18 protein-coding genes are annotated in these 19969 nt (G+C 73.1%); 13 read left to right on the plus strand and 5 right to left on the minus strand.

Features of this window, described 5'->3' with window-relative positions; all coding sequences use genetic code 11:
* The first annotated feature begins 4 nt into the window (after positions 1-4).
* The 5 genes from AC21LY_RS16190 to AC21LY_RS16210 all read left to right on the plus strand — a co-directional run bounded on the left by AC21LY_RS16190 (position 5) and on the right by AC21LY_RS16210 (position 5999).
* Positions 5-721, plus strand: a complete 717-nt coding sequence (locus AC21LY_RS16190; protein ID WP_489047582.1) for a hypothetical protein — start codon at positions 5-7, stop codon at positions 719-721.
* Positions 718-1779: a hypothetical protein gene (locus AC21LY_RS16195; RefSeq protein ID WP_489047583.1), complete on the plus strand. Its 1062-nt coding sequence runs from the start codon at positions 718-720 to the stop codon at positions 1777-1779. The genes AC21LY_RS16190 and AC21LY_RS16195 overlap by 4 nt, the downstream gene beginning before the upstream one ends.
* The gene (locus AC21LY_RS16200; protein WP_489047584.1) at positions 1769-2104 is read left to right on the plus strand and encodes a DUF6802 family protein; all 336 of its coding nucleotides are present in this window, start codon (positions 1769-1771) and stop codon (positions 2102-2104) included. The genes AC21LY_RS16195 and AC21LY_RS16200 overlap by 11 nt, the downstream gene beginning before the upstream one ends.
* Before the next feature lie 181 nt (positions 2105-2285).
* Positions 2286-4130, plus strand: coding sequence for a phosphoenolpyruvate carboxykinase (GTP) (locus AC21LY_RS16205; RefSeq protein ID WP_489047585.1), 1845 nt, complete (start codon positions 2286-2288; stop codon positions 4128-4130).
* Between the two features lie 993 nt (positions 4131-5123).
* On the plus strand, positions 5124-5999 hold the full coding sequence (locus tag AC21LY_RS16210) for a hypothetical protein (protein ID WP_489047586.1): 876 nt from the start codon (positions 5124-5126) through the stop codon (positions 5997-5999).
* A gap of 65 nt (positions 6000-6064) precedes the next feature.
* Here AC21LY_RS16210 and AC21LY_RS16215 read toward each other — a convergent pair whose 3' ends face one another.
* Positions 6065-7213 carry an FAD-dependent monooxygenase gene (locus AC21LY_RS16215; protein WP_489047587.1) on the minus strand — a complete coding sequence of 383 codons (1149 nt, stop codon included), beginning with the start codon at positions 7211-7213 and terminating at the stop codon, positions 6065-6067.
* A gap of 150 nt (positions 7214-7363) precedes the next feature.
* On the opposite strand from AC21LY_RS16215, the gene AC21LY_RS16220 reads away from it, so the two are divergent.
* Positions 7364-7894: an FAS1-like dehydratase domain-containing protein gene (locus AC21LY_RS16220; protein ID WP_489047588.1), complete on the plus strand. Its 531-nt coding sequence runs from the start codon at positions 7364-7366 to the stop codon at positions 7892-7894.
* A gap of 3 nt (positions 7895-7897) precedes the next feature.
* On the opposite strand, the gene eccA is transcribed toward AC21LY_RS16220, so the two are convergent.
* Positions 7898-9577 carry a type VII secretion AAA-ATPase EccA gene (eccA, locus tag AC21LY_RS16225; RefSeq protein ID WP_489047589.1) on the minus strand — a complete coding sequence of 560 codons (1680 nt, stop codon included), beginning with the start codon at positions 9575-9577 and terminating at the stop codon, positions 7898-7900.
* 57 nt (positions 9578-9634) lie between these two features.
* Positions 9635-10117: a hypothetical protein gene (locus tag AC21LY_RS16230; protein ID WP_489047590.1), complete on the minus strand. Its 483-nt coding sequence runs from the start codon at positions 10115-10117 to the stop codon at positions 9635-9637.
* A gap of 106 nt (positions 10118-10223) precedes the next feature.
* Here AC21LY_RS16230 and AC21LY_RS16235 point away from each other — a divergent pair, with 106 nt between their 5' ends.
* From AC21LY_RS16235 to AC21LY_RS16250, 4 genes are all read left to right on the plus strand, one after another.
* Positions 10224-11003: an ABC transporter ATP-binding protein gene (locus AC21LY_RS16235; protein WP_489047591.1), complete on the plus strand. Its 780-nt coding sequence runs from the start codon at positions 10224-10226 to the stop codon at positions 11001-11003.
* Entirely contained in the window at positions 11003-13576 is a 2574-nt protein-coding gene (locus AC21LY_RS16240; RefSeq protein WP_489047592.1) for an ABC transporter permease, read from the plus strand. The genes AC21LY_RS16235 and AC21LY_RS16240 overlap by 1 nt, the downstream gene beginning before the upstream one ends.
* Before the next feature lie 76 nt (positions 13577-13652).
* Positions 13653-14693 carry an NAD(P)/FAD-dependent oxidoreductase gene (locus tag AC21LY_RS16245; protein ID WP_489047593.1) on the plus strand — a complete coding sequence of 347 codons (1041 nt, stop codon included), beginning with the start codon at positions 13653-13655 and terminating at the stop codon, positions 14691-14693.
* An 11-nt stretch (positions 14694-14704) separates the two neighbouring features.
* Positions 14705-15592: an RNA polymerase sigma-70 factor gene (locus AC21LY_RS16250; RefSeq protein WP_489047799.1), complete on the plus strand. Its 888-nt coding sequence runs from the start codon at positions 14705-14707 to the stop codon at positions 15590-15592.
* 6 nt (positions 15593-15598) lie between these two features.
* On the opposite strand, the gene AC21LY_RS16255 is transcribed toward AC21LY_RS16250, so the two are convergent.
* Positions 15599-16339, minus strand: a complete 741-nt coding sequence (locus AC21LY_RS16255) for a class I SAM-dependent methyltransferase (protein ID WP_489047800.1) — start codon at positions 16337-16339, stop codon at positions 15599-15601.
* A 64-nt stretch (positions 16340-16403) separates the two neighbouring features.
* Here AC21LY_RS16255 and AC21LY_RS16260 point away from each other — a divergent pair, with 64 nt between their 5' ends.
* From AC21LY_RS16260 to AC21LY_RS16270, 3 genes are all read left to right on the plus strand, one after another.
* Positions 16404-17546 carry a glycosyltransferase family 4 protein gene (locus tag AC21LY_RS16260; RefSeq protein ID WP_489047594.1) on the plus strand — a complete coding sequence of 381 codons (1143 nt, stop codon included), beginning with the start codon at positions 16404-16406 and terminating at the stop codon, positions 17544-17546.
* Between the two features lie 437 nt (positions 17547-17983).
* A complete protein-coding gene (locus AC21LY_RS16265; protein ID WP_489047595.1) occupies positions 17984-18202 on the plus strand; it encodes a hypothetical protein in 219 nt (72 codons plus the stop codon).
* A complete protein-coding gene (locus AC21LY_RS16270) occupies positions 18186-18686 on the plus strand; it encodes a DUF6968 family protein (protein WP_489047596.1) in 501 nt (166 codons plus the stop codon). The genes AC21LY_RS16265 and AC21LY_RS16270 overlap by 17 nt, the downstream gene beginning before the upstream one ends.
* Before the next feature lie 36 nt (positions 18687-18722).
* Here AC21LY_RS16270 and AC21LY_RS16275 read toward each other — a convergent pair whose 3' ends face one another.
* Positions 18723-19805, minus strand: a complete 1083-nt coding sequence (locus AC21LY_RS16275; protein ID WP_489047597.1) for a peptidoglycan recognition protein family protein — start codon at positions 19803-19805, stop codon at positions 18723-18725.
* Between the last annotated feature and the right edge of the window lie 164 nt (positions 19806-19969).

Consider the following 19969-nt stretch of genomic DNA (forward strand, 5'->3'; position numbering starts at 1 on the left):
TCACATGGGGGATCTGTCCGTGCGCGGCGGTGTGCCGCGCGTGCGGGTGCTCGGGCGCGAGGGGGTCGGCAAGACGGTGCTCGCCGCGGCGCTGCGGTCCCGCTCGGTCGCCACGACCGAGGCCGACGACGGTGCCGACGCGCTGCTGTACTGCTTCGCCGGCGGGCTGCGCGGCACCGACCGGGCCGCGATCGCGACGCTGGATGCGGGCCCGGCCCCTGCGGTGGTGGCCTGGACCAAGGCGGATGCCGCGGGCTCCTGGCGTGCCGCCGACGACTACGCCGCCCGGCTCGGCGAGGTGCTCGGCCGGCCCGTGATCGCCGTGATGGCACTGCTCGACGGTGTGGACGCCGCCGATCTGCCCGCGATCCGGCGGCTCGCTGAGTCCTCACTCGCGCTGCCGGCGTCGGCGCTCGACGCCGCGGAGGCGCTCGGCGAGGACACGCCGCTGTTGCGCCGGTTCGGCTGCTACGGCCTGGCCTGCGCGCTCGGCGCGCTCCGCGAGACACCGTCGATGCCCGACGACGCGCTGCTCAGCAGCCTGCGGGAGCTGAGCGGTGTCGACGCCCTGCTCCCTCCGCTCGCGGCGGCCTTGGACGGCTTCGAGGCCCGCCGGGAGGCCGAGTTCGACGGTGCGCTCCGCACCGTCGCGGCGGCGGACTGCGCGCGTCGCGATGAGGCCGAGCAGGTCCTGCTCGACCGGCTGGGGCGCGCGTCATGACGGTGCTGGTCGCCGGGCAGGACCCGGCGGGCGCGGTGGCCGTCGCGGCGCGCTTGGGCGCCGACGCCGCGGTCGTCGGGCCCGACGGTGCGCTCGCCCCGCTCGGCGAGCCCCGGGGCGCTCCCGTCGACGGCCACGACGTCCTCGTCTACGTGCTCGACGCCTGCGTCCCCGCCGACACCGTGGACGGCGTCGCCCTGGGCCGGCTCCGCGCCGGCCTGCCGAGCGTCGTCGCCGGCACCGGGGCCGACGTCTACCCGGACGCCGCGGCGACGCTCGCGGAATCCGCACGCCGCCTCGACGCCGAGGTGCTCAGCGTGCAGCCCGACTCGGGTGGGGGCTTCGCCGCGCTCCGCGCTGCGCTCGAGCATCCCGCGCCGCCGCGACCCGCCCGCCCGGCGTCGCCCGCTCCGCCGAAGCCCGCGCTCGAGCGGGCGGACCGCTCCGCCTACCTGCGCTCGGCCGTCGCGCGGATGCGGGCCGGGCTGCTCGCCGCGTCCGCGGAGGGCTTCCGGCGGCCCGAGGACGAGCCGACGGGCGATGTCCACGATCGGCTGACCGAGGTCGTCGTCGGGTTGGAGCAGGCGGCGGCCGAGCACCTGCGGGCCGCCTACCGCGGGACCTTCGCGGGGTGGCCCGACCCGCCCGAGCCGGCGGCGCCCGCGCTGCCCCGCCCCACTCCGCAGGAGGAGCCCGCACAGCGCCGGCGGCCGGAGGACCTCGCGGTGCTGGTCCTGGGCGCCTCCGCGGGGCTCGGTATCGGGCGCGCCGTGGCCGCGCCGCTGGAGGCGCTGGGCGCGCTGCGCTGGCTCGCGCTGCCGATCAGCCTCGCCGTGGGCCTCGCGGCCGCGCTCTGGTTGCTCCGGGTGCGCCGTCGCAGCACCGCCCGCGCCGACCACCGGAGCTGGGCGGACGCCGCCACCGCGAGCTTCCGGCAGCGCGTCGAGGCCGAGTTGGCCGCGGCGCTCGTGGCCGCCGAGGCGGACGCCGCGCTCCGGCTCGCGCGGGGACCGGGAACCGATCGGGAGGCTGGTGCGTCCAATGAGTATGGACCCTGAATTCGGGCTGTTCGGGTCGCCGGATTCGGCGGCCTTCGGCTCAGAGCTGTTCGACGGTGCGGTGCCCGCCGCCGCGCCCTCGCCCGGTGGCCTCTGGGTGCACGCCGAGGGCGGCTGGTTCGACGTGCACGCGCTCGACACCGACGGCGACGGCGTGCTGGACACCGGGACGGTGAGCGACGGGCAGGGCACCGCCGTCTTCACCGATCTCGACGCCGACGGTGTGGCGGACGTCTACCACCGGATCCGCGCGGACGGCACGTTCGAGACGTGGCGGTTCGCCGACGGACGGTGGCGGCTCCTGGACCGGGGTGATGTGGCGTGATCGGCACCGGCTCCGCCCGGCACAGGAGGACGCAGGCGAGTGCAGGGGGACGCAGGCGGGCGCACGTGAATCGGTGCACGTGTGATGTGAGATGTCGCACGTCACCCTCGGTTCTGTGACCTTGCCCGATGTGTGACACTGGTTCAAAGGTTCTTCCGCGCGACTTTCGGAGATGACATAGATGACGTCAGCCACCATTCCCGGTCTCGAGGGGGATTCGGTCCCCACGAAGCACGCACAGCTCATCGAGTGGGTGCGCGAAGTAGCCGAGCTCACCCAGCCCGACCGAGTGGTCTGGGCTGACGGGTCCGACGAGGAGTGGGACCGACTGACGTCCGAGATGGTCGCCGCGGGCACCTTCACCAAGCTGAACGAGGACAAGAAGCCCAATTCCTTCCTCGCGCTCTCGGACCCGGCGGACGTGGCGCGCGTCGAGTCGCGCACCTACATCTGCTCGGAGACCAAGGAGGGCGCCGGCCCCACGAACAACTGGGTCCGGCCCGCCGAGATGCGCGCGACGATGACCGACCTGTACCGCGGCTGCATGCAGGGCCGCACCATGTACGTGGTGCCCTTCTGCATGGGGCCGCTGGGTGCCGAGGACCCGAAGCTGGGCGTGGAGATCACCGACAGCCCGTACGTGGTGGTCTCGATGAAGATCATGACCCGCATGGGCACCGCGGTCCTGGACAAGCTGGGTGACGAGGGCTTCTTCGTCAAGGCGATCCACTCCGTGGGCAAGCCGCTCGCGCCGGGCGAGGCCGACGTGCCGTGGCCCTGCAGCGAGACCAAGTACATCACCCACTTCCCGGAGACCCGCGAGATCTGGTCCTACGGATCGGGTTACGGCGGCAACGCGCTGCTGGGCAAGAAGTGTTACGCGCTGCGCATCGCCTCCGCCATGGCGCACGACGAGGGCTGGCTCGCCGAGCACATGCTGATCCTCAAGCTGATCTCGCCGGAGGACAAGGTCTACTACATCGCCGCCGCGTTCCCGTCGGCCTGCGGTAAGACCAACCTCGCGATGATCCAGCCCACGCTGCCGGGCTGGCGCGCCGAGACCGTGGGCGACGACATCGCCTGGATGCGCTTCGGCAAGGACGGCCGCCTGTACGCGGTGAACCCCGAGTTCGGCTTCTTCGGTGTCGCTCCCGGCACGTCGATGGAGTCGAACCCGAACGCCATGAAGACCATCGAGGCCGGCAACACCATCTTCACCAACGTCGCCAAGACCGACGGTGGCGACGTCTGGTGGGAGGGCATGTCGGCCGCGCCGCAGCACCTCACCGACTGGCGCGGCAACGACTGGGAGTCCTCCGCCGCCGAGAACGAGGACGGCCTCGTCACCGTGGCCGCGCACCCGAACTCGCGCTACACCACCCCGATGTCGCAGTGCCCGTCGATCGCGCCCGAGTGGGACGACCCGCAGGGCGTGCCGATCTCGGCCATCCTGTTCGGCGGCCGCCGCAAGACGACGGTGCCCCTGGTCACCCAGGCGCGCGATTGGAAGCACGGCGTCTTCATGGGCGCCACGGTCGGCTCCGAGCAGACCGCGGCCGCCGAGGGCAAGGTGGGCACCGTCCGCCGCGACCCGATGGCGATGCTGCCCTTCCTCGGTTACCACGTGGGCGACTACTTCGACCACTGGCTGAACATCGGCAAGCAGGCCGACGAGTCCAAGCTGCCGGCGGTCTTCTACGTCAACTGGTTCCGCCGCGGTGAGGACAAGCGCTTCCTGTGGCCCGGATTCGGCGAGAACAGCCGCGTGCTCAAGTGGATCGTCGATCGCATCGAGGGCAAGGCCGCCGGCAAGGAGACGCCGGTCGGCATCGTCGCCACGCCGGAGGAGCTGGACCTGACCGGCCTGGACACCCCGGTGGAGGACGTCGCCGAGGCACTGGCCGTGAACGTCGAGGAGTGGCGCGGCGAATTGCCCTCGATCGAGGAGTGGTTCGCGTTCGTGGGCGACAAGCTGCCCACCGGCCTGCAGGACGAGCTGGAGGCGCTCAAGCAGCGCCTGGGCTGATCGTCTGACGCCTTCTCTGCGCCCCCGCCGGATTCCGGCGGGGGCGCAGTGCTGTCCGGCCCCGGCCGCGATGCGGGCCGCGATGCGGGCCGGGATGCGGGCGGGGGCAGCGGCGCGATGCGGGCGGACACCGCGACAGCGTGAGTAACGGTGTCTCGCAACGGTGGCGGATACGGTGATGGCAAAGCCCGGGACCCGTCGATTGACGATGGATTGGCGGTGGCAACCGGCGCGCACGCGGGCTGCGGCGCCGTGAGACGCGACCTTGCCCGGTGTGATCCGAAAAATTACTTCCGCGAAGCATCGTCGCCTTCACACTGGACAAGACGCTTCGGAAAGATGCGGTACGCGCGTTGTTGTAGCGGTCACATCGTGTTGTTTTCGTTACCCGTGTTTCCTGGAATCGCCGGGCTCGGTCGTGTTTGCTCAGAGGTGGGTCGAATCGGTAGTCGAAGAAAACATCTCCGAATCCTGTTTCTCATCAAGGCTTCTCAACCGCGCGTCGCGTGCACGTCACTGCGATGCGGGGTGATCGGTCGTGTTCTCGGAATGCCGATAGGCCGCCAGTGGAAATGCTCGAGCGCGAATGGCAGAACGGGAGAGATCATGTCCAGCTATCAGGGGCGGCACCGCAGGAGGAGCCGGACGACGGTATCCGCGACGCGGATGACAGTGTCGGCCGCTGCGGCGGTCGCGGTGAGCTCGATCTGGCTGGGGACGGGCATCGCGCAGGCCGGCGGAGATCCGGCGCAGCCGCCCGCCCCTGTGCAACCCGGCGAACCGGGGACGGCCGCAGGATCGGGGACCGCCGCCGGACCCGGGAAACCCGCGGGGCCAGGGGCGCCCGCGGCGGCCGGGGGCCGATCGGGACCGGCGAAGCCGTCCGGCCCGGCGGCGGTGCCCGGAGCGCCCAGCGGCCAGGGGGTAGGCGCGCAGGGAGTCGGCGGCCAGGGAGGCGGTGCGACGACAGGCAACGCAGGCGGCGGCGCGCGTGTGGGCGGCGCCGGTGCCCAGGGTGCGGGTGGAAACGGTGCGCAGAGCGCGGGTGGAAACGGCGCGCAGAGCGCGGGGAGCACCTCCGGAAACGGTAGTGGCGGCAACGCTGCGGCCGGCGGGCGCGGAGCCGGCACCGGCCCCCAGGCCGCGGCCGCGCCGGACGCCCGGCCGAGCGGTCCGGGTGCGACCACCGGCAGTGGCGCCGGAACGAACGGCACCGGCACGAGCGGCGGCGGGAACGGCACGAGCCCGGGAGCGCGGGCCACCGGTCCGGGGCCGAACGCCTCGCCCTCCGGTTCGAGCGCCTCGCCCACCGGCCCCGGCGCCCGGGCAACGGGTGGCGGTACGAACGGCGGCGGCGCGACGGGCCCGGGGGCGGGCGGCTCGCCCTCGGCCCCGGGCGCCCAAGCGGCCGGTGGCGATACGAACGGTGCCGGCGCGGGTGCGGCGGGCGCGCGCGGCGCGGGCCCGGGCGGCGCCGGTTCGGGCGGCGCCGGTTCGGGCGGCGCCGGTTCGGGCGGTTCGAGCAGTGCGAGCAGCGCGGCCACGGGTGGGGCGGCGACGTCGTCGGGATCGGACCGGGGCGGCGCTGCGTCTCTCGCGGGGACGGGCTCGGCGGGCGGCAGCGGCGGAGCCGGTAGCGCCGGAGCGGGTACCAGCGGCAGCGGCTACGACATCGGCACCGGCAGCGCCGGGGCCGGAACCGCCGGCGGCGCCGCGTCGGGCGGGTCCGGAGCGGGTTCTGCTGGTGCCGGGGGTGGCGCCGGTGTAGCGGTGCCCGGCTCGCCGGGTGCGTCCGTGGGCGCCGGATCGAGTGGATCCTCCGGTCATGGTCTCGTCGGTTCGATCCTCGACGCGGTCCCACTGCTGTAACCGGTGCCCTGCGCCGTGCCCGTGCCTCGGGCACCGGCACGGCGCACGCACGGCACAGAAGCAGGTCAGTCGGGCGGAGACCAGCGCTGCACGCGGCGGAAGACCCTGTCGGTCACCAGGTTCGGTGCGAGGCGCATCGCGAGGTCGCGAGCGGTGACGACGGCGGGCGTGGGCCACTGGAGAGCGGAGCCGAGCAGGTGCGCCTGCCGGGCGATGGCCTGGGTCCGCGGCCGCCGGACCTTGTCGTAGGCGGCGAGCTTCGCCGGGATGTCCCGGGGGTCGGGGTCGCGGGTCAGGGGCCGGAGGAGGGAGACCAGCACCGCGGCGTCCTCCAGCGCCAGGTTCGCGCCCTGCCCGAAGGTGGGCGGCATGGCGTGGGCGGCGTCACCGATCAGTGACGCCTGGCCGCGGGCGTAGGTGCGCAGCGGATGTGCGAGCCGCTCCACCGGCTGGTAGTCGATGTGCGCAGGCTCGGTGGCGGCGATGAGCGCCGGGATCGGCGCGTGCCACTCGCCGTAGCGCTCCAGGAGTTCCCCGGGTTCGGGGAGGTCGTCGGGGCCGGGACGGACCGCGAACCAGTACACGCGGCCGTCGCGCAGCGTGCAGTAGCCGAAGCGCTCGCCCCGACCCAGCGTCTCGCCACCGTCGGGTACGGCGACGGGCTCGTCCGTGATGCCCCGCCACGCGCCGTAACCGCAGTACGCCGCGCCCGGGTCCCCGGCGTGACTGCCGCGGACGCGGCTGCGGATGCCGTCGGCGCCGATCACCACGTGCCAGTCCTCGAGGAGTCCGCTCGGGCCCAGGTCCAGCGTCTCGCGGCTGACGCCCTCGACCCGGATCCCCGGCCGGACGGTGTCGGGCGCCAGGCCCTGCAGCAACGCCCGGTGCAGCTCCGTCCGGTCCACCACGCGCAACTCGGCGACGGTGGCCGGCGCCAGGGTCGCGAGGCGGGTCCCGTCCGAGCGGCGGACGCCGTAGGGGACGGACGGCGCACCGTCGGCGACGATCCCGCGCACCCGCTCCTCCAGGTCGAGCGAGCGGAGGGCGGCGAAACCGTTGGCGAACAGCGAGAGTCCGGAGCCGCGGGGCAGGAACCGCGCGGCCTGTTCCAAGACGATCACTTCGGCGCCGGCGCGCTGCAGCCCGGAGGCCACCGCCAGGCCCCCGATGCCGGCGCCGACGACGGCGACGCGCAGCGAGTTCGTCCTCCACATGGATTCGACGCTAGTGCGCGCCGTGCGCCGTGTCACCGCGGGGTGGAAGGTGTGACGCGTCGGATCTGTCCGTGTTGGGATCATGCGTGAGCACCCGTTATCCTTACGTGACCTCGATTTCCGGGGCTGTCGTCATTCGAGGAGAACACCGTGGCAGTCGCCGATGATTGGGATGTCTGGTTCGACAACGCCTACGAGATCGGCGCCGAATCGGTGCGGTCCTTCGCTCGCGCGACGCGCAGCTGGGACGTCCCCTACGCCGCGAGCCGCGTTCTTCCGGACGACGTCGCCGTGCCGGCCACGCTGCTCGGCGCCCCCATGCTGCATGCCGCGTCCGCCGTGGTGGGGAAGGCGATCCCGAATTGCAACCTCTCGGCCATCCTGCACGCCGGCCAGACCTTCCGGTACCTGCGCCCCTTGCACATCGGCGACGTGCTCAGCCTCGGCGTGCGGCTGGCCTCGCACACCGTGAAGGCGGACACCGACTTGATCGTTGTCGAGTGCATGGTCTTCGCGCACGGTGAGCCCTCGCTCGGCGCGGAGATCTTCCTCGCCCACAGCCAGCGGGAGACCGGCATCGACCTCGAGGCCGCCGACCGCCTGGCCGACGAGGTCATGATGACCGGCACCGGCCCGTCCAGCAGCAGCGCGTACGCGGCGAACGTCGCGGAGACGACCTAGCGGCTACACCGAGGCGCCGAGCACGCCGTCGAGCGCCCGCACCATGTCGGCCGCCTCGATCCGCATGAGCACGGCCTCGTCGACGCCGGCGAGGTCCAGGCCCGACTCGGTGAGCCGCAGTTCGCGCTCCTCCTCGGCCGCCTCGATGACGTTCCGTACGAACCGCCCGTTGCCCAGGCGGTCCAGCCTGTCGACGATCCCGGCGCAGCAGCTCTCCAGCACCTCCGCGGCCTCGCCGGTGAGCACCGCGTCCCGCGACCGCGCCATCGCGGCGCCGATCTCGGCGAGCTCGCCCGGGCTGTAGCCGGGGAACCGGATGCGGCGGGCGAATCGCGAGGCCAGGCCCTCGTTCGCGCCGAGGAAGCGGTCGATCTCGGCGTCGTAGCCGGCGACGATCACCACCAGCCGGCCGCGGTCGTTCTCCATCCGGGCCAGCAGCGTGTCGATCGCCTCCTGCCCGAAAGCGTCGCCGCCGGTCAGGCCCTCCTGCACCAGCGTGTACGCCTCGTCGATGAACAACACGCCGTCCAGGGCGGAGTCGATCACGGCACTGGTCTTCTGCGCAGTGGCGCCCAGGTACTGGCCCACCAGGTCGCGGCGGGAGCACTCGACCACGGTGTCGGTCGCCAGCAGCCCCAGCCCGCGGTACATCCGGGCGACGATCCGCGCCACCGTCGTCTTGCCCGTGCCGGGCGGGCCGGTGAAGGCGAGGTGCAGCGAGCGGCTGCCGCTGCTCAGCCCGCGGTCGGCGCGCACCTTCGCCAGCTGCATGGTGGTCCGCAGGCGGGTGACCTGCTCCTTCACCGCGCGCAGCCCGACTTGCCGGTCCAGTTCGGCGGCGGCGTCCGCGAGCAGGTCGTCGCCCGCCGGGCCCGGCTCGGTGCCCGGGCCGGTCGCGGCAGGCGCGTCCAGCACGAGGCGGTGGGACGGGTCGCGCAAGGCCGCCTCCGCGGGCGGGTACGACGGTGCCGCCCGCTCCAGCAGTTCCCGGGCGCGGTCCTCCTCGCCCTGCTCGCGCAGGACCAGGGCGTGGCAGTACCGGGCCGCGGCGGCCGCACCGGGCACCGGGCCCTCGGCGGCCACGGCGAGCAGCCGCGCGGCCTCGGCGAACCGGCCGAGCTGCGCCGCCGCGGACCCGGCGATGCAGGCCGCCGCGGCGGAGAGCACGGCATCGTCCCAGTCCGCGTGCCCGTCGAGGGCGGTCAGGGCGTCCTGCCACCGTCGGGTCCGGGCGGCGGTGACGGCGCGCTGGTACCGCTCGACGGGGCAGCGCGGCGCGGCGTCGAGGACGCGCTCGGCCTCCTCCGGAGCACCGTCGGCCAGCAGCCGGGCGGCGTAGGCGACGTGCGCCGTGGCGGCGTCCCGCAGCGGATGGTCGACGTACAGCCCGGTGGCGAAGACGCCGCTCAGCGCGCCCGGCGGCAGGCCCGTTCGGCGGGCGGCGGCGCCGATCCCGTCGGCGGTGCGGTGCAGCGCGGCGAGCACCTCCGCGGTGTTCTCCCCGGCCGCGGCCCGGCCCAGCCAGGCGTCGGCCATGGCGGGGTCGGCGGCCGTGGCCGCAGCGAAGGCGCGGCGGGCGAGTGCGGTGTCCCGCGGCGCCGCGTCGAACTCACCGATACCGATGCCGAGCGCGGCGACGCCGGCGCGGAAGGCCTGCAGGGCCTGCAACGCGGAAGTGGTCATGGATCCCCCCGGAACGGACGAGGATCCCCCGATCCTCGCCCGCCACCGTAGCGCCGGTCAGCGCGCGAGGAGGGCGATCTCGCGGATCTCGGCGAGATCGGGGCCGTACTCGGTGGACGACCAGAACCGCAGCCGCCAGACGTCGTCGCCCTCGCCGGCGTGCCGCGCCGCCGCCTCGACCTCGTAGAAGCCCCGTGCCATGGGGAACTCGAGGACCTCGCCGGGGCCGTCGGGGCCGGGCGAGAACCACTCGACCGAGCCGGAGGTGTCCACGCAGAGCTGCGTGCGCAGCACCGTGTCCCACTCGCCGTCCGCCGGCGGGACGGCGTCCCAGTGCTCCAGCTCGACGGGCATCGCGGCCTGCGCGCGCGACGGTGACGCGAAGCCCGCGGTGGCGCGGTTGGTCGCCGCGCCGTGCACGGTGACGGCGGCCAGCAGGTCGTCGGGAACGCGATGCCCGAAGCAACTGCCGAAGAACTTTCCGTCGCGCAGGTCGAGCACGCCCTGCAACTGCGTGAGGATCCGGGGTTCGAGGCGCATCGGTCCATCATGACGGACGCGCCGCGACCCACACCCCTGGTGTCCGTTTCGGGCTCGGGGATGACCCTGATGTCGCAGGTGGAGAGATTCTGGCATTGTCGTTGACATGGCACAGACACCGTTCGCTCCCGCGCCGCCGCACCCGACCGGAACGGTGGCCGCACGCGCGGTCGCGGTGACCAAGGTCTACGGCGAGGGGGAGAGCGCCGTGCACGCGCTCGCGGGCGTCACGGTCGACTTCCGGGCCGGCGAGTTCACCGCGATCATGGGACCGTCGGGCTCCGGCAAGTCGACCCTGATGCACTGCCTCGCCGGCCTCGACGCAGCGTCGGGCGGCTCGGTGCAGATCGGCGGCACGGAACTGACCTCGTTGAACGACAAGCAGATCACGCAGCTGCGGCGCGACCGGATCGGCTTCGTCTTCCAGAGCTTCAACCTGGTGCCCACGCTCACCGCGATCGAGAACATCACCCTGCCGCTCGACATCGCCGGCCGCAAACCCGACGAGCAGTGGCTGAACGCGGTGATCGACCGGCTGGGGCTGCGGGACCGGCTCGACCACCGCCCCACCGAGCTCTCCGGCGGGCAGCAGCAGCGCGTCGCCTGCGCCCGCGCCCTGGTCGGACGGCCGGAGATCATCTTCGGCGATGAGCCCACCGGCAACCTCGACTCGCGATCGGGCGCCGAGGTGCTGTCCATCCTGCGCGCCGCGGTCGACGACTTCCGGCAGACCGTCGTGATCGTCACGCACGACCCGCGGGCCGCGTCGTACGCCGACCGGGTGGTCTTCCTCGCGGACGGGCGGATCGTGGACGAGATGCGGCGCCCGACGGCGGAGCGGGTGCTGGAGAAGATGATCCATCTCGACGAGCTCGTGGCCCGCTGATGGCGAATCCGATGCGCCGGGTGGCGCTGCGGAACCTCTTGGCGCACAAGGGGCGCCTCGTGTTGACGGTGCTCTCCGTGCTGCTCGGCACGTCGTTCATCGCCGGTTCGATGGTCTTCACCGGGACGCTGTCTAAGGCCTTCGACGGGATCTCCGACCGGATCGCCGTCGGCGTCGACGCGCGGATCTCGCCCGAGAACGCACAGGGACAGGGCGGATTCGGCCCGGCGGGGCCGGGCGTGCCGCTCTCCGTCGCCGACCAGGTGAAGACGGTGCCGGGTGTGCGCGTCGTGGTTCCCGCGATCACCGGGTCCATCGCCCTGCGCGACGGCAACGGCGACGTCGTCTCGCCCACCGGTGCCCCGCAGGTCGGCGGCGCCTACCTGCCGCCGGGGCGCAACCTCGATCCCGACGGTCTGACGATCACGGCGGGGAGGGCACCGTCGGCCCCGAACGAGATGGTGCTCAACGACTCCGCCGCCGAGCGCCTGAAACTGCCGGTGGGCTCGAAGACGACGGTCGTCGCGCCGCACTCGCCCAGCCCGACCGAGGTCACCGTCGTCGGCACGTACACGATCTCGACCGACTCCGGCGGCTACGTGGGTGCGCTGTTCGCCGAGGACGAGGCGCGCAAGCTCTTCAGCGACGGCGCGACGGCCCCGTACATCGAGGTCGGCGCCGCGGCCGGCACCTCGCCCGAGCAGTTGCGCGCCGCGCTCGCCCAGCGGTTCCCCGACCTCGAGGTGCAGACCGGCGCGCAGGTGCGGCAGCAGTTCGAGGACACGATCAACCAGGGGCTGAGCTTCCTCAACTACTTCCTCGTCGCCTTCGGCCTGATCGGCCTGCTCGTCGGCGTCTTCATCATCTACAACACCTTCTCGATGCTCGTCGCGCAGCGGCTGTCCGAGCTCGCTCTGCTCCGTGCGATCGGTGCGGCGCGGAATCAGGTGCGCAACTCCGTCGTCCTCGAGGCGCTCGTCGTCGGCGTCGTCGGCAGCGCCCTGGGGCTGGCCGTCGGCATCGGCCTCGCCGTCCTGCTGCGGGCCGGGGTCACGGCCGCGGGCGCGGGCTTCCCCGACGGTGGCCTGGCCGTCGGTCCGTCCGTGGTGGTCACCGTCATGGTCGTCGGCACCGTCGTCACGGTGCTCTCGGCGCTGATCCCCGCCGTGCGGGCGTCGCGGGTCCCGCCGGTCGCGGCCATGCGGGCGCAGGACGGCGGGTCGGCGCAGTCGGTGCTGGTGCGCGGCGCGATCGGCGCGGCGCTGCTGCTGTGCTCGCTGGCACTGCTCTTCGTCGCCACCACCGAGGTGGGCTCGGTCGCCGCGATCGAGGTCGGCATCGCCGGCTTCGGGCTGATCCTGGCGATCGTGATCGGCGGCCCCGCCCTGGTGGCCCCGCTCCTCGGCGGCATCGGCCGCGTCCTCGCGGCCCCCTTCGGTCCGGCCGGCCGGCTGGGCCGCACCAACGTGATGCGGAACCCGCAGCGCACCACCGCGACCGCCTTCGCGCTGGTCATCGGCGTCGCGTTGGTCGGCGTGATCGGCACGCTCGGCGCTTCCATGCAGAAGTCCGTCGACGCGCAGGTCGACCAGGGCGTCCGCTCCGACCTGATGCTCCAGGCCCCGTCGCTGGGCATGCCGGCCGCCGCGCTCACCGCGATCAAGGACGTGCCGGGCATCGGCTCGAAGACGATCCTCTACGGCGTGCCGGTGCGGATCGGGGGCGATCGGCTCGCGGCACTCGCGGTCGACGGTGACCTCACCGCCGCGTTCAACCTCACCCGCACGTCCGGCGAGCTGGCGCTGAAGCCCGGCGGGCTGCTCGTCGACGACCGCACCGCCCGCGAGCGCGGCTGGGACGTCGGCACCGTCATCGACCCGACCTCGGCGGTCGGGGCAGCGAGGACCACGCTCACGGTCACGGGCATCTACTCGATGAAGGGCGGCGCACTGTCCGGTCCGGTGATCACCGCTACCGACATGAACACGCTGTATCCGCCCGCGGGCGGTGCCACCGCGCCGCTCGTGACGCCGCAGTCGGTGTTCCTGAGCGCCGCCGACGGGACGTCGGTGAGCGACCTCAAGGCGCGACTGCGGGAGGCGGTGAAGCCGCTGCTGGTGGTGAACGTCGACGATCAGCAGGACCTCAAGGACCAGGCGGGGCAGGCGATCACCGCTCTGATGGGCGTGCTCTACGGCCTGCTCGGCCTCGCGGTGGTGATCGCGATCCTCGGCATCGTCAACACCCTCGCCCTCTCGGTCGTCGAGCGGCGGCGGGAGATCGGCATGCTCCGCGCGATCGGCCTGGTCCGCGCGCAGGTGCGGCGCTCGATCTACCTGGAGTCGATGCTCATCGCGGTCTTCGGCGCGGCCCTCGGCCTGGTTCTCGGTGTCCTGCTGGGCGTCTCGCTGGTGCACGCGCTGCGCGACGAGGGCCTCGGCTCCGTCGTGGTGCCCTGGTCCACCGTCGTCGTGATGCTCGTGGCCTCGGCCTTCGTCGGGGTGGGCGCGGCGATCCTCCCCGCCATCCGCGCCGCCCGCACGCCCCCGCTGGCCGCGATCGCGGAGGGATGAGCGCAGCGCTGTCACAGATCGGGAGCCGCCGGTGTCCCATGTGCGGAAGACTCGTTCCACGCATGAGGAGGCAATCATGAAGGTCGTCGTGATCGGTGCGGGCTATGCGGGCACCATCGCCGCGAATCGGCTGGTGAAGAAGGCGAACGTCGAGGTGACGGTGGTCAACCCGCGGTCCGGATTCGTCGAGCGGGTGCGGCTGCATCAGCACCTCGCCGGCAGCGGCACCGCCGTCACCCCGCTCACCGAGATGCTCGACCCGCGGATCCGGCTCGTCGTCGGCACCGTTGACAAGATCGGCGACGGCACGCTGGTGCTCGCCGACGGCACCTCCCTGCCCTTCGACCGCGCGATCTACGCCGCGGGCGGGGCGCCGGAGGCACCGTCGGGCACCGTGGCGGTGGGCTCGCTCGACGGGGCGGAGGAGGCGCGCCGGGCGCTCGCCGCCCTGCCCGACGGTGCCGCCGTCACCGTCGTCGGCGGTGGGCTGACCGGGATCGAGACCGCCGCCGAGATCGCCGAGGCCCGGCCGGGGCTGCGCGTGCGGTTGCTCAGCGAGGGCGAGATCGGGGCGTCGCTCGGCCCCGGCGCGCGAGCCCGGGTGCGTGGGGACCTGGACCGGCTCGGGGTCACCGTCGAGCGGGGCCGGTACACCGGGCCCGACGGTGCCGACCTCGTCCTGTGGGCGCTCGCCACGCAGGTCAGCGACCTGGCCGCGCGCAGCGGCCTCGCCGTCGATGGCGCCGGCCGCGTCGTCGTCGACGAGTTCCTGCGCAGCGTCTCCGACCCGCGGATCGTCGCGGTCGGCGACGGTGCCGCCGTCCCCGGTGCGCGCCTGAGCTGCCAGACCGCGCTGCCGCAGGGCGCGCACGGCGCCGATAACCTGGCCCGCGAACTGGCCGGGGCGCCGATGCGGCCCTACTCGATGGGATACACCGGGCAGAACGTCTCGATCGGCCGGCGGCGCGCGGTGGTCCAGGCGGCGCGGCGCGATGACACCCCCACCCGCATCCAGTTCGGCGGCCGGCCCGCCGTGCTGGTCAAGGAGCAGGTGTGCCGGATGGCCAAGGGCGCGGCGAGGACGGCCCGGTACGCCTGGCTGCCCGCGCCGCGATGACCGGGTCCGCGATGACCGGGCCGAACGCCGCGGAACTGTTCGCCGAGCACCGGCCGCTGCTGTTCTCGGTGGCCTACGAGATCCTCGGCAGCGTCGCCGATGCGGAGGACGTCCTGCAGGAGAGCTATCTGCGCTGGTGCGAGGTGGACCTCGGCACCGTCGACCACCCGCGGGCCTACCTGGCGCGGATCGTCACGAGGCAGGCGCTCAACGCGCTGCGGGCGGCGTCGCGGCGGCGGGAGGAGTACGTCGGGCCGTGGCTGCCGGAGCCGCTGGAGGCACCGTCGGGCGACGGTCCCGCCGAGCACGTCCTCACCGGCGAGGCGGTCACGACGGCGATGTTGCTGGTCCTGGAGTCGCTCACTCCCACCGAGCGAGCGGTGTTCGTACTGCGGGAGGTCTTCGACTTCGGGTATCCCGAGATCGCCGATGCCGTGGGCAAGACCGAGGCGACGGTCCGCCAGACGGTGCACCGCGCCCGCGGACACGTGCGCGCCCGGCGGCCGAAGGCGGTGGCCGACCCCGCGCAGGCGCAGGGGATCGCCGAGCGGTTCCTGGTCGCCGCGGCGACCGGCGACGTGCAGTCGCTGATGGACGTGCTCGCGCCCGACGTGGTCTTCCTCGGCGACGGCGGGGGCGTCGTCTCGGCCGCGCGGCGCCCCGTGCACGGCGCCGACCGGGTCGCGCGCCTGGCGGCCGGGCTGTTCCGGAAGGGCACGACGATGGGCGAGATGGGCGTGCGGTTCGCCGTCTACAACGGCATGCCGGCGATGGTCGTCTCCTTCGACGGCGTCGTCGACCTGGTGCTCTGCGTCGAGGTCGACGGTGCCGCCGTCACCGGCGTGTACGTCGTGCGCAATCCGGAGAAGCTCGCGAACGTCCGGCCGCCCGTCGGCTGACCGGGCTCAGCGCCGGCGGAGCACGAGCACCAGGTTCGAGACGAGCACCTCGCGGAGCACGGGCACGCGGACCATCCACCACGCCCACGACGGGTGATACCGCGGGAACGCCGCCACGAGCTCGGCGTTCTCGACTCCCGCGGCCCAGCGCAGGCCGTCGGCGGCGCCGACCTTGAACAGTGATGTGCCGTAGAGGTTCTTCGGCGGATGCCCGTGCTTGCGGGTGTAGCGGCGCGCCGCGCGCTCGCCGCCCAGGTAGTGGGTCAGGCCCATCTCGTGCCCGCCGAACGGCCCGTACCAGAGGGTGTAGCTGAGGATCACCATGCCGCCGGGCCGGGTGACCCGGATCATCTCGGCGCCCATCGCCCGCCAGTCCCGCACGTGCTCGGCGACGTTGGAGGACAGGCAGACGTCGACGGCACTGTCGGCGATGGGCAGCGCGAGGCCCGAGCCGCGCAGGCCCCGCGAGGAGGTGATGCCGGCGGCATGGGCCTCGGACGGGTCGGGCTCGACGGGCACGTAGATCGCACCGTGCTCGGCGAAGGCGTCCTCGAAGTAGCCGGGCCCGCCGCCGACGTCGAGGACGAGGGCACCGTCGAGGTCGCCGTACAGGTCGCCGGTCAGATCGACCGTGTCGCGTGCGAGCGAGCCGTAGAACCGGGCCGGTTCGGACTGCTCGAACCGGAAGTCCGACAGCAGCCCGACGGAGCGGCGCAGTGTGGCCCGCTCGCGGAGCCTCGCGGTCACCTTCGTGCAGATGGCAGAGCTCCAGGTCGCGGGGTACACGCCACCGGACGGTACCCTAGAGGGCGTGCGTGAGGTCCTCCTGCTGTGTTGGCGTGACACCCGCCACCCGCAGGGCGGCGGCAGTGAGCTGTACCTCGAGCGTGTCGGCGAGGAGTTGGCCGCGCGCGGGGTGCGGGTGACGCTGCGGACCGCGATGTATCCGGGCGCCGCACGGTCCGAGACCGTGCGCGGCGTGCGCATCTCCCGCGGCGGCGGGCGCTTCACGGTGTACCCGCTGGCCCTGCTGGCGATCGTGCTGGCCCGGTTCGGCCGCGGCCCGCTGCGCGGCATCCGGCCCGATGCGGTGATCGATACGCAGAACGGCATCCCCTTCTTCTCGCGGCTCGTCGCGGGCGTGCCCGTGACGGTGCTGGTGCACCACTGCCACCGCGAGCAGTGGCCGGTCGCGGGGCGGCTGGTCGCGGGGATCGGGTGGTTCATCGAGTCGCGGCTCTCGCCGCGGGTGCACCGCCGATCGCAGTACCTCACGGTCTCCCTGCCCTCGGCGGAAGAGTTGGCGCTGCTGGGCGTGGGCGCGGAGCGGGTCGCCGTGGTGCGCAACGGCATCGACGCGGTCGCGCCGGGGGTGGCCGACGTGCGATCGGCGACGCCGCGGATGGTGGTGCTCTCGCGGCTCGTGCCGCACAAGCAGATCGAGGACGCCCTGGACGTGCTCGCCCGCCTGCGCCGCCGCGTCCCCGACCTGCACCTCGACGTCATCGGCAGCGGGTGGTGGGACTCCGAGCTCTACGCCCATGCCGCGAAGCTCGGCGTCCTCGACCGGGTCACCTTCCACGGCCACGTCAGTGAGCAGCGCAAGCACCGGCTGCTCTCGCGGGCGTGGGTGCACGTCATGCCCTCGCGGAAGGAGGGCTGGGGCATCACCGTGATCGAGGCGGCGCAGCACGGGGTGCCCACCGTGGGGTACCTCAGCTCGCGCGGCCTCACCGACTCCGTGGTCGACGGTGCCACGGGCCTCCTCGTCCGCGACCTCGCCGGGCTCACCGAATCCGTGCATGTTCTGCTCACCGACGCGCTGCTGCGCGAGGAACTGGGCGCGAAGGCGCGGGACCGGGCCGGCGAGTTCTCCTGGACCGCCACCGCCGACGGTGTCGCCCGCGTCCTGGAGGCGTCTGTGGCAGGGGAGCGCGTCGGCGGGCTGGTCTGACGCCCGGTATCGGCCGGTCGCCGAGATTCGCCCTCGCGCGCGTTCTCGCCGAAGCCATGCGTGCCGCGCATACCTTGTATTCATGCAGGTCAGGGCTCTATTCGACGGTGCCTGCCATGCGCGCCGCGCATGGGCTCGGTCCTTAGTGGCCCGCTGCTGGGTACCGCCTCTGAGATGTCGGCGGCGCCCTCAGGCACCCGGTGGGGGAACCGGTGTGCGGTGGGGGAGAGCTGGCGTGCGCTGGGGGATTCGGCGCCGCGCGGGGGACGGTCGAGCCCCCATCGGACGCACGGCCTCCGGTGGGGGAGCGAACGCGGGAACCGCCTTTCGGCGCCGCGCGGGGGACGGCGGACCGGCGAAGCGGGATCACGACCGGTGCGGCGAGTTGTGCCAGGCGAAACAGCCGGATTTACGGTGGTATCCGTTAATCTGCATCAGTGATGAGGCGAAGCGAGGTGACGCCGCGGTGGGCGTGGGCGTTCGTCGGCCTCGGCGCCGTTGTTCTGGCAGCGGCGCTGATCCGCGACTGGTCGACGTGGCCGGACTTCCGCACGCTTCTCAGCGCTGCGATGGCGGTGTTCGGGGCGGCTGAGATCGCGGTCGGCGTCTCCGCACTGCGCCGGACGCGGAGGAGGCGCGATGCCCAGGTCCGCTGATGTAGAGGCGCGGACGGTTCCGGTCGCCGTGCTCAAGGCGTACGCCGGGCTGCTCCTGCTGCTCTGGCTGACGCTCTTCGCGGTGTTCATACTCTTCGACTGGCACTTCGACGGCCCGCCCAGTCAGCGGGTCGCGCACGGCCTACTGTTCGCGGCGAATCTCATGCTCGTGGTGATCGCGGCCCAGCTATGGTGGGCGGCGATCGGGATGACCCCCGCGACGAGCGCGAGCGATGCCAGGTATCTCGTCGGGGAGATCGTCGCGCCGATCGCGGCGATGACGGTGCGCACCCACCACGGCGACCGGGAGGTCCGGATCGCGCAGCCGGAGAGCATGCACGACTGCTGGGCCACCTGCTGGTCGATCGGGGCGCCGCAGGGCACCGTCGAGCGCGTGTCGTACGGCCGGGACCCGATGCGGTCGCTGAGTGCCGCGCTCGCCGACGCGGAGGCCGCCGTCGCCGTGTCCGGGGGCGGTGGCTGAGACATCGGTGCGGCGCCCGGCGGGGGAATCGGCGCGCTACAGGGGTGGAGTGGACAGTGCTGTGCGGGGGACCCTGTTCTCGTCGGCGATCTTCAGTTCGGTCGCGGAGCGCAGGGCGGGTAGGAGCGCCCATAGTTCGTCGCCCGGGCACTCCGTGGCTCCGGCGATCGTGCTCCAGTCCCGGTGACCGCTGATCGCCCACTGGGTGGCTCGGACGGTGTTGTTGGGGTTCGCGTACTGCACGGCGGCCTGCGGATCCAGGCGGAGTTGCCGGCAGAGCGCGCTGAGGACCTGCACAAGTGCGGTCCGTGCAGCCGGCGTCGGTTGGGAATCGGTGAAGTCTCCGATGACGCAGATGCCGATGTTGCCGCTGTTGGCCCGGTAGACGTGGCCGGCGGTGACGACGGGGGTCCGCGGCTCGAGGGTCACGGTGCCGGGGGCGAAGACGGGTGGTTCGGCGCCGGTGTCGCGGCCGGCGTAGATGACCCCGTTGGGGTCGATGATGAGGTGGTAGCCGATGTCGCCCCAGCCTCGGCCGCCCTCGGACTCGGGTACGGCGTGGAAGCGGTAGATCGAGCGGACCGCGTCGCGGTAGTCGACGAACTCGTCGCCGCGCGGCTTCGCGGTATGGTGCACCGTGATCACTTGGGCGGGTGTGTATTCCGGCTCGCCCCAGGTCTGCAGGGCCGGATCCGCGCCCCAGCCCGATCGCGTCACCACGGGGAATCCCCAGCCGTAGTGCGTGGCGACCGGTGTCTGGAAGTTCGGCGCGGTCGCGATCCGGTAGCGGGTCGGCGCGATCGAGACGCCGGCGTCGGTGATCACTTCCAGGTCGATCGTGTCCGGGGGAAGCGCGATCAGCTCGGACGTATTCGACAGTGGCCGGTCGTCTCGCCCGTGCGTGGTCCGGCGGACCGCGATCTCGACGCTCTTGCCGCCGGGGAGCCCCACCCTGAGGGCGACCCGGTGACCGCGCGCCCCGGTGAGGTCGACCGATGCGTATCCGGCGGGACCAGACTGCGACGGTACCGGTGCGGCCAGAACACGCTGCGCGCCACCGGCGACAGCGGCCGCAGAAGCGGCTCCCAGGAGCAACGCGGTTCGGCGCGAAATATCCATATGTGTGGACTCTTCCTTCCTTCGGCAATCAGGTCGTAAGCTGAGGAAATTTTCTCGCAGGTTGTCGAGTTCCGCGACCGGCGGCGACGCGCGGCGGAGATCGGCACGCCGCACGGCACCGTCGGGCGTGTCCCCGCGGCCCGGACCCGAGTGCCGCACTCGCC

The organism is Tsukamurella sp. II2bb (genome assembly GCF_057815145.1).

Bases quoted from the DNA above. Each gene is read 5' to 3' on its own strand.
- AC21LY_RS16190 (WP_489047582.1), top strand. From the start codon at position 5: ATGGGGGATCTGTCCGTGCGCGGCGGTGTGCCGCGCGTGCGGGTGCTC.
- AC21LY_RS16195 (WP_489047583.1), top strand. From the start codon at position 718: ATGACGGTGCTGGTCGCCGGGCAGGACCCGGCGGGCGCGGTGGCCGTC.
- AC21LY_RS16200 (WP_489047584.1), top strand. From the start codon at position 1,769: ATGGACCCTGAATTCGGGCTGTTCGGGTCGCCGGATTCGGCGGCCTTC.
- AC21LY_RS16205 (WP_489047585.1), top strand. From the start codon at position 2,286: ATGACGTCAGCCACCATTCCCGGTCTCGAGGGGGATTCGGTCCCCACG.
- AC21LY_RS16215 (WP_489047587.1), bottom strand. From the start codon at position 7,213: ATGTGGAGGACGAACTCGCTGCGCGTCGCCGTCGTCGGCGCCGGCATC.
- eccA (WP_489047589.1), bottom strand. From the start codon at position 9,577: ATGACCACTTCCGCGTTGCAGGCCCTGCAGGCCTTCCGCGCCGGCGTC.
- AC21LY_RS16230 (WP_489047590.1), bottom strand. From the start codon at position 10,117: ATGCGCCTCGAACCCCGGATCCTCACGCAGTTGCAGGGCGTGCTCGAC.
- AC21LY_RS16235 (WP_489047591.1), top strand. From the start codon at position 10,224: ATGGCACAGACACCGTTCGCTCCCGCGCCGCCGCACCCGACCGGAACG.
- AC21LY_RS16240 (WP_489047592.1), top strand. From the start codon at position 11,003: ATGGCGAATCCGATGCGCCGGGTGGCGCTGCGGAACCTCTTGGCGCAC.
- AC21LY_RS16245 (WP_489047593.1), top strand. From the start codon at position 13,653: ATGAAGGTCGTCGTGATCGGTGCGGGCTATGCGGGCACCATCGCCGCG.
- AC21LY_RS16250 (WP_489047799.1), top strand. From the start codon at position 14,705: ATGACCGGGCCGAACGCCGCGGAACTGTTCGCCGAGCACCGGCCGCTG.
- AC21LY_RS16270 (WP_489047596.1), top strand. From the start codon at position 18,186: ATGCCCAGGTCCGCTGATGTAGAGGCGCGGACGGTTCCGGTCGCCGTG.
- AC21LY_RS16275 (WP_489047597.1), bottom strand. From the start codon at position 19,805: ATGGATATTTCGCGCCGAACCGCGTTGCTCCTGGGAGCCGCTTCTGCG.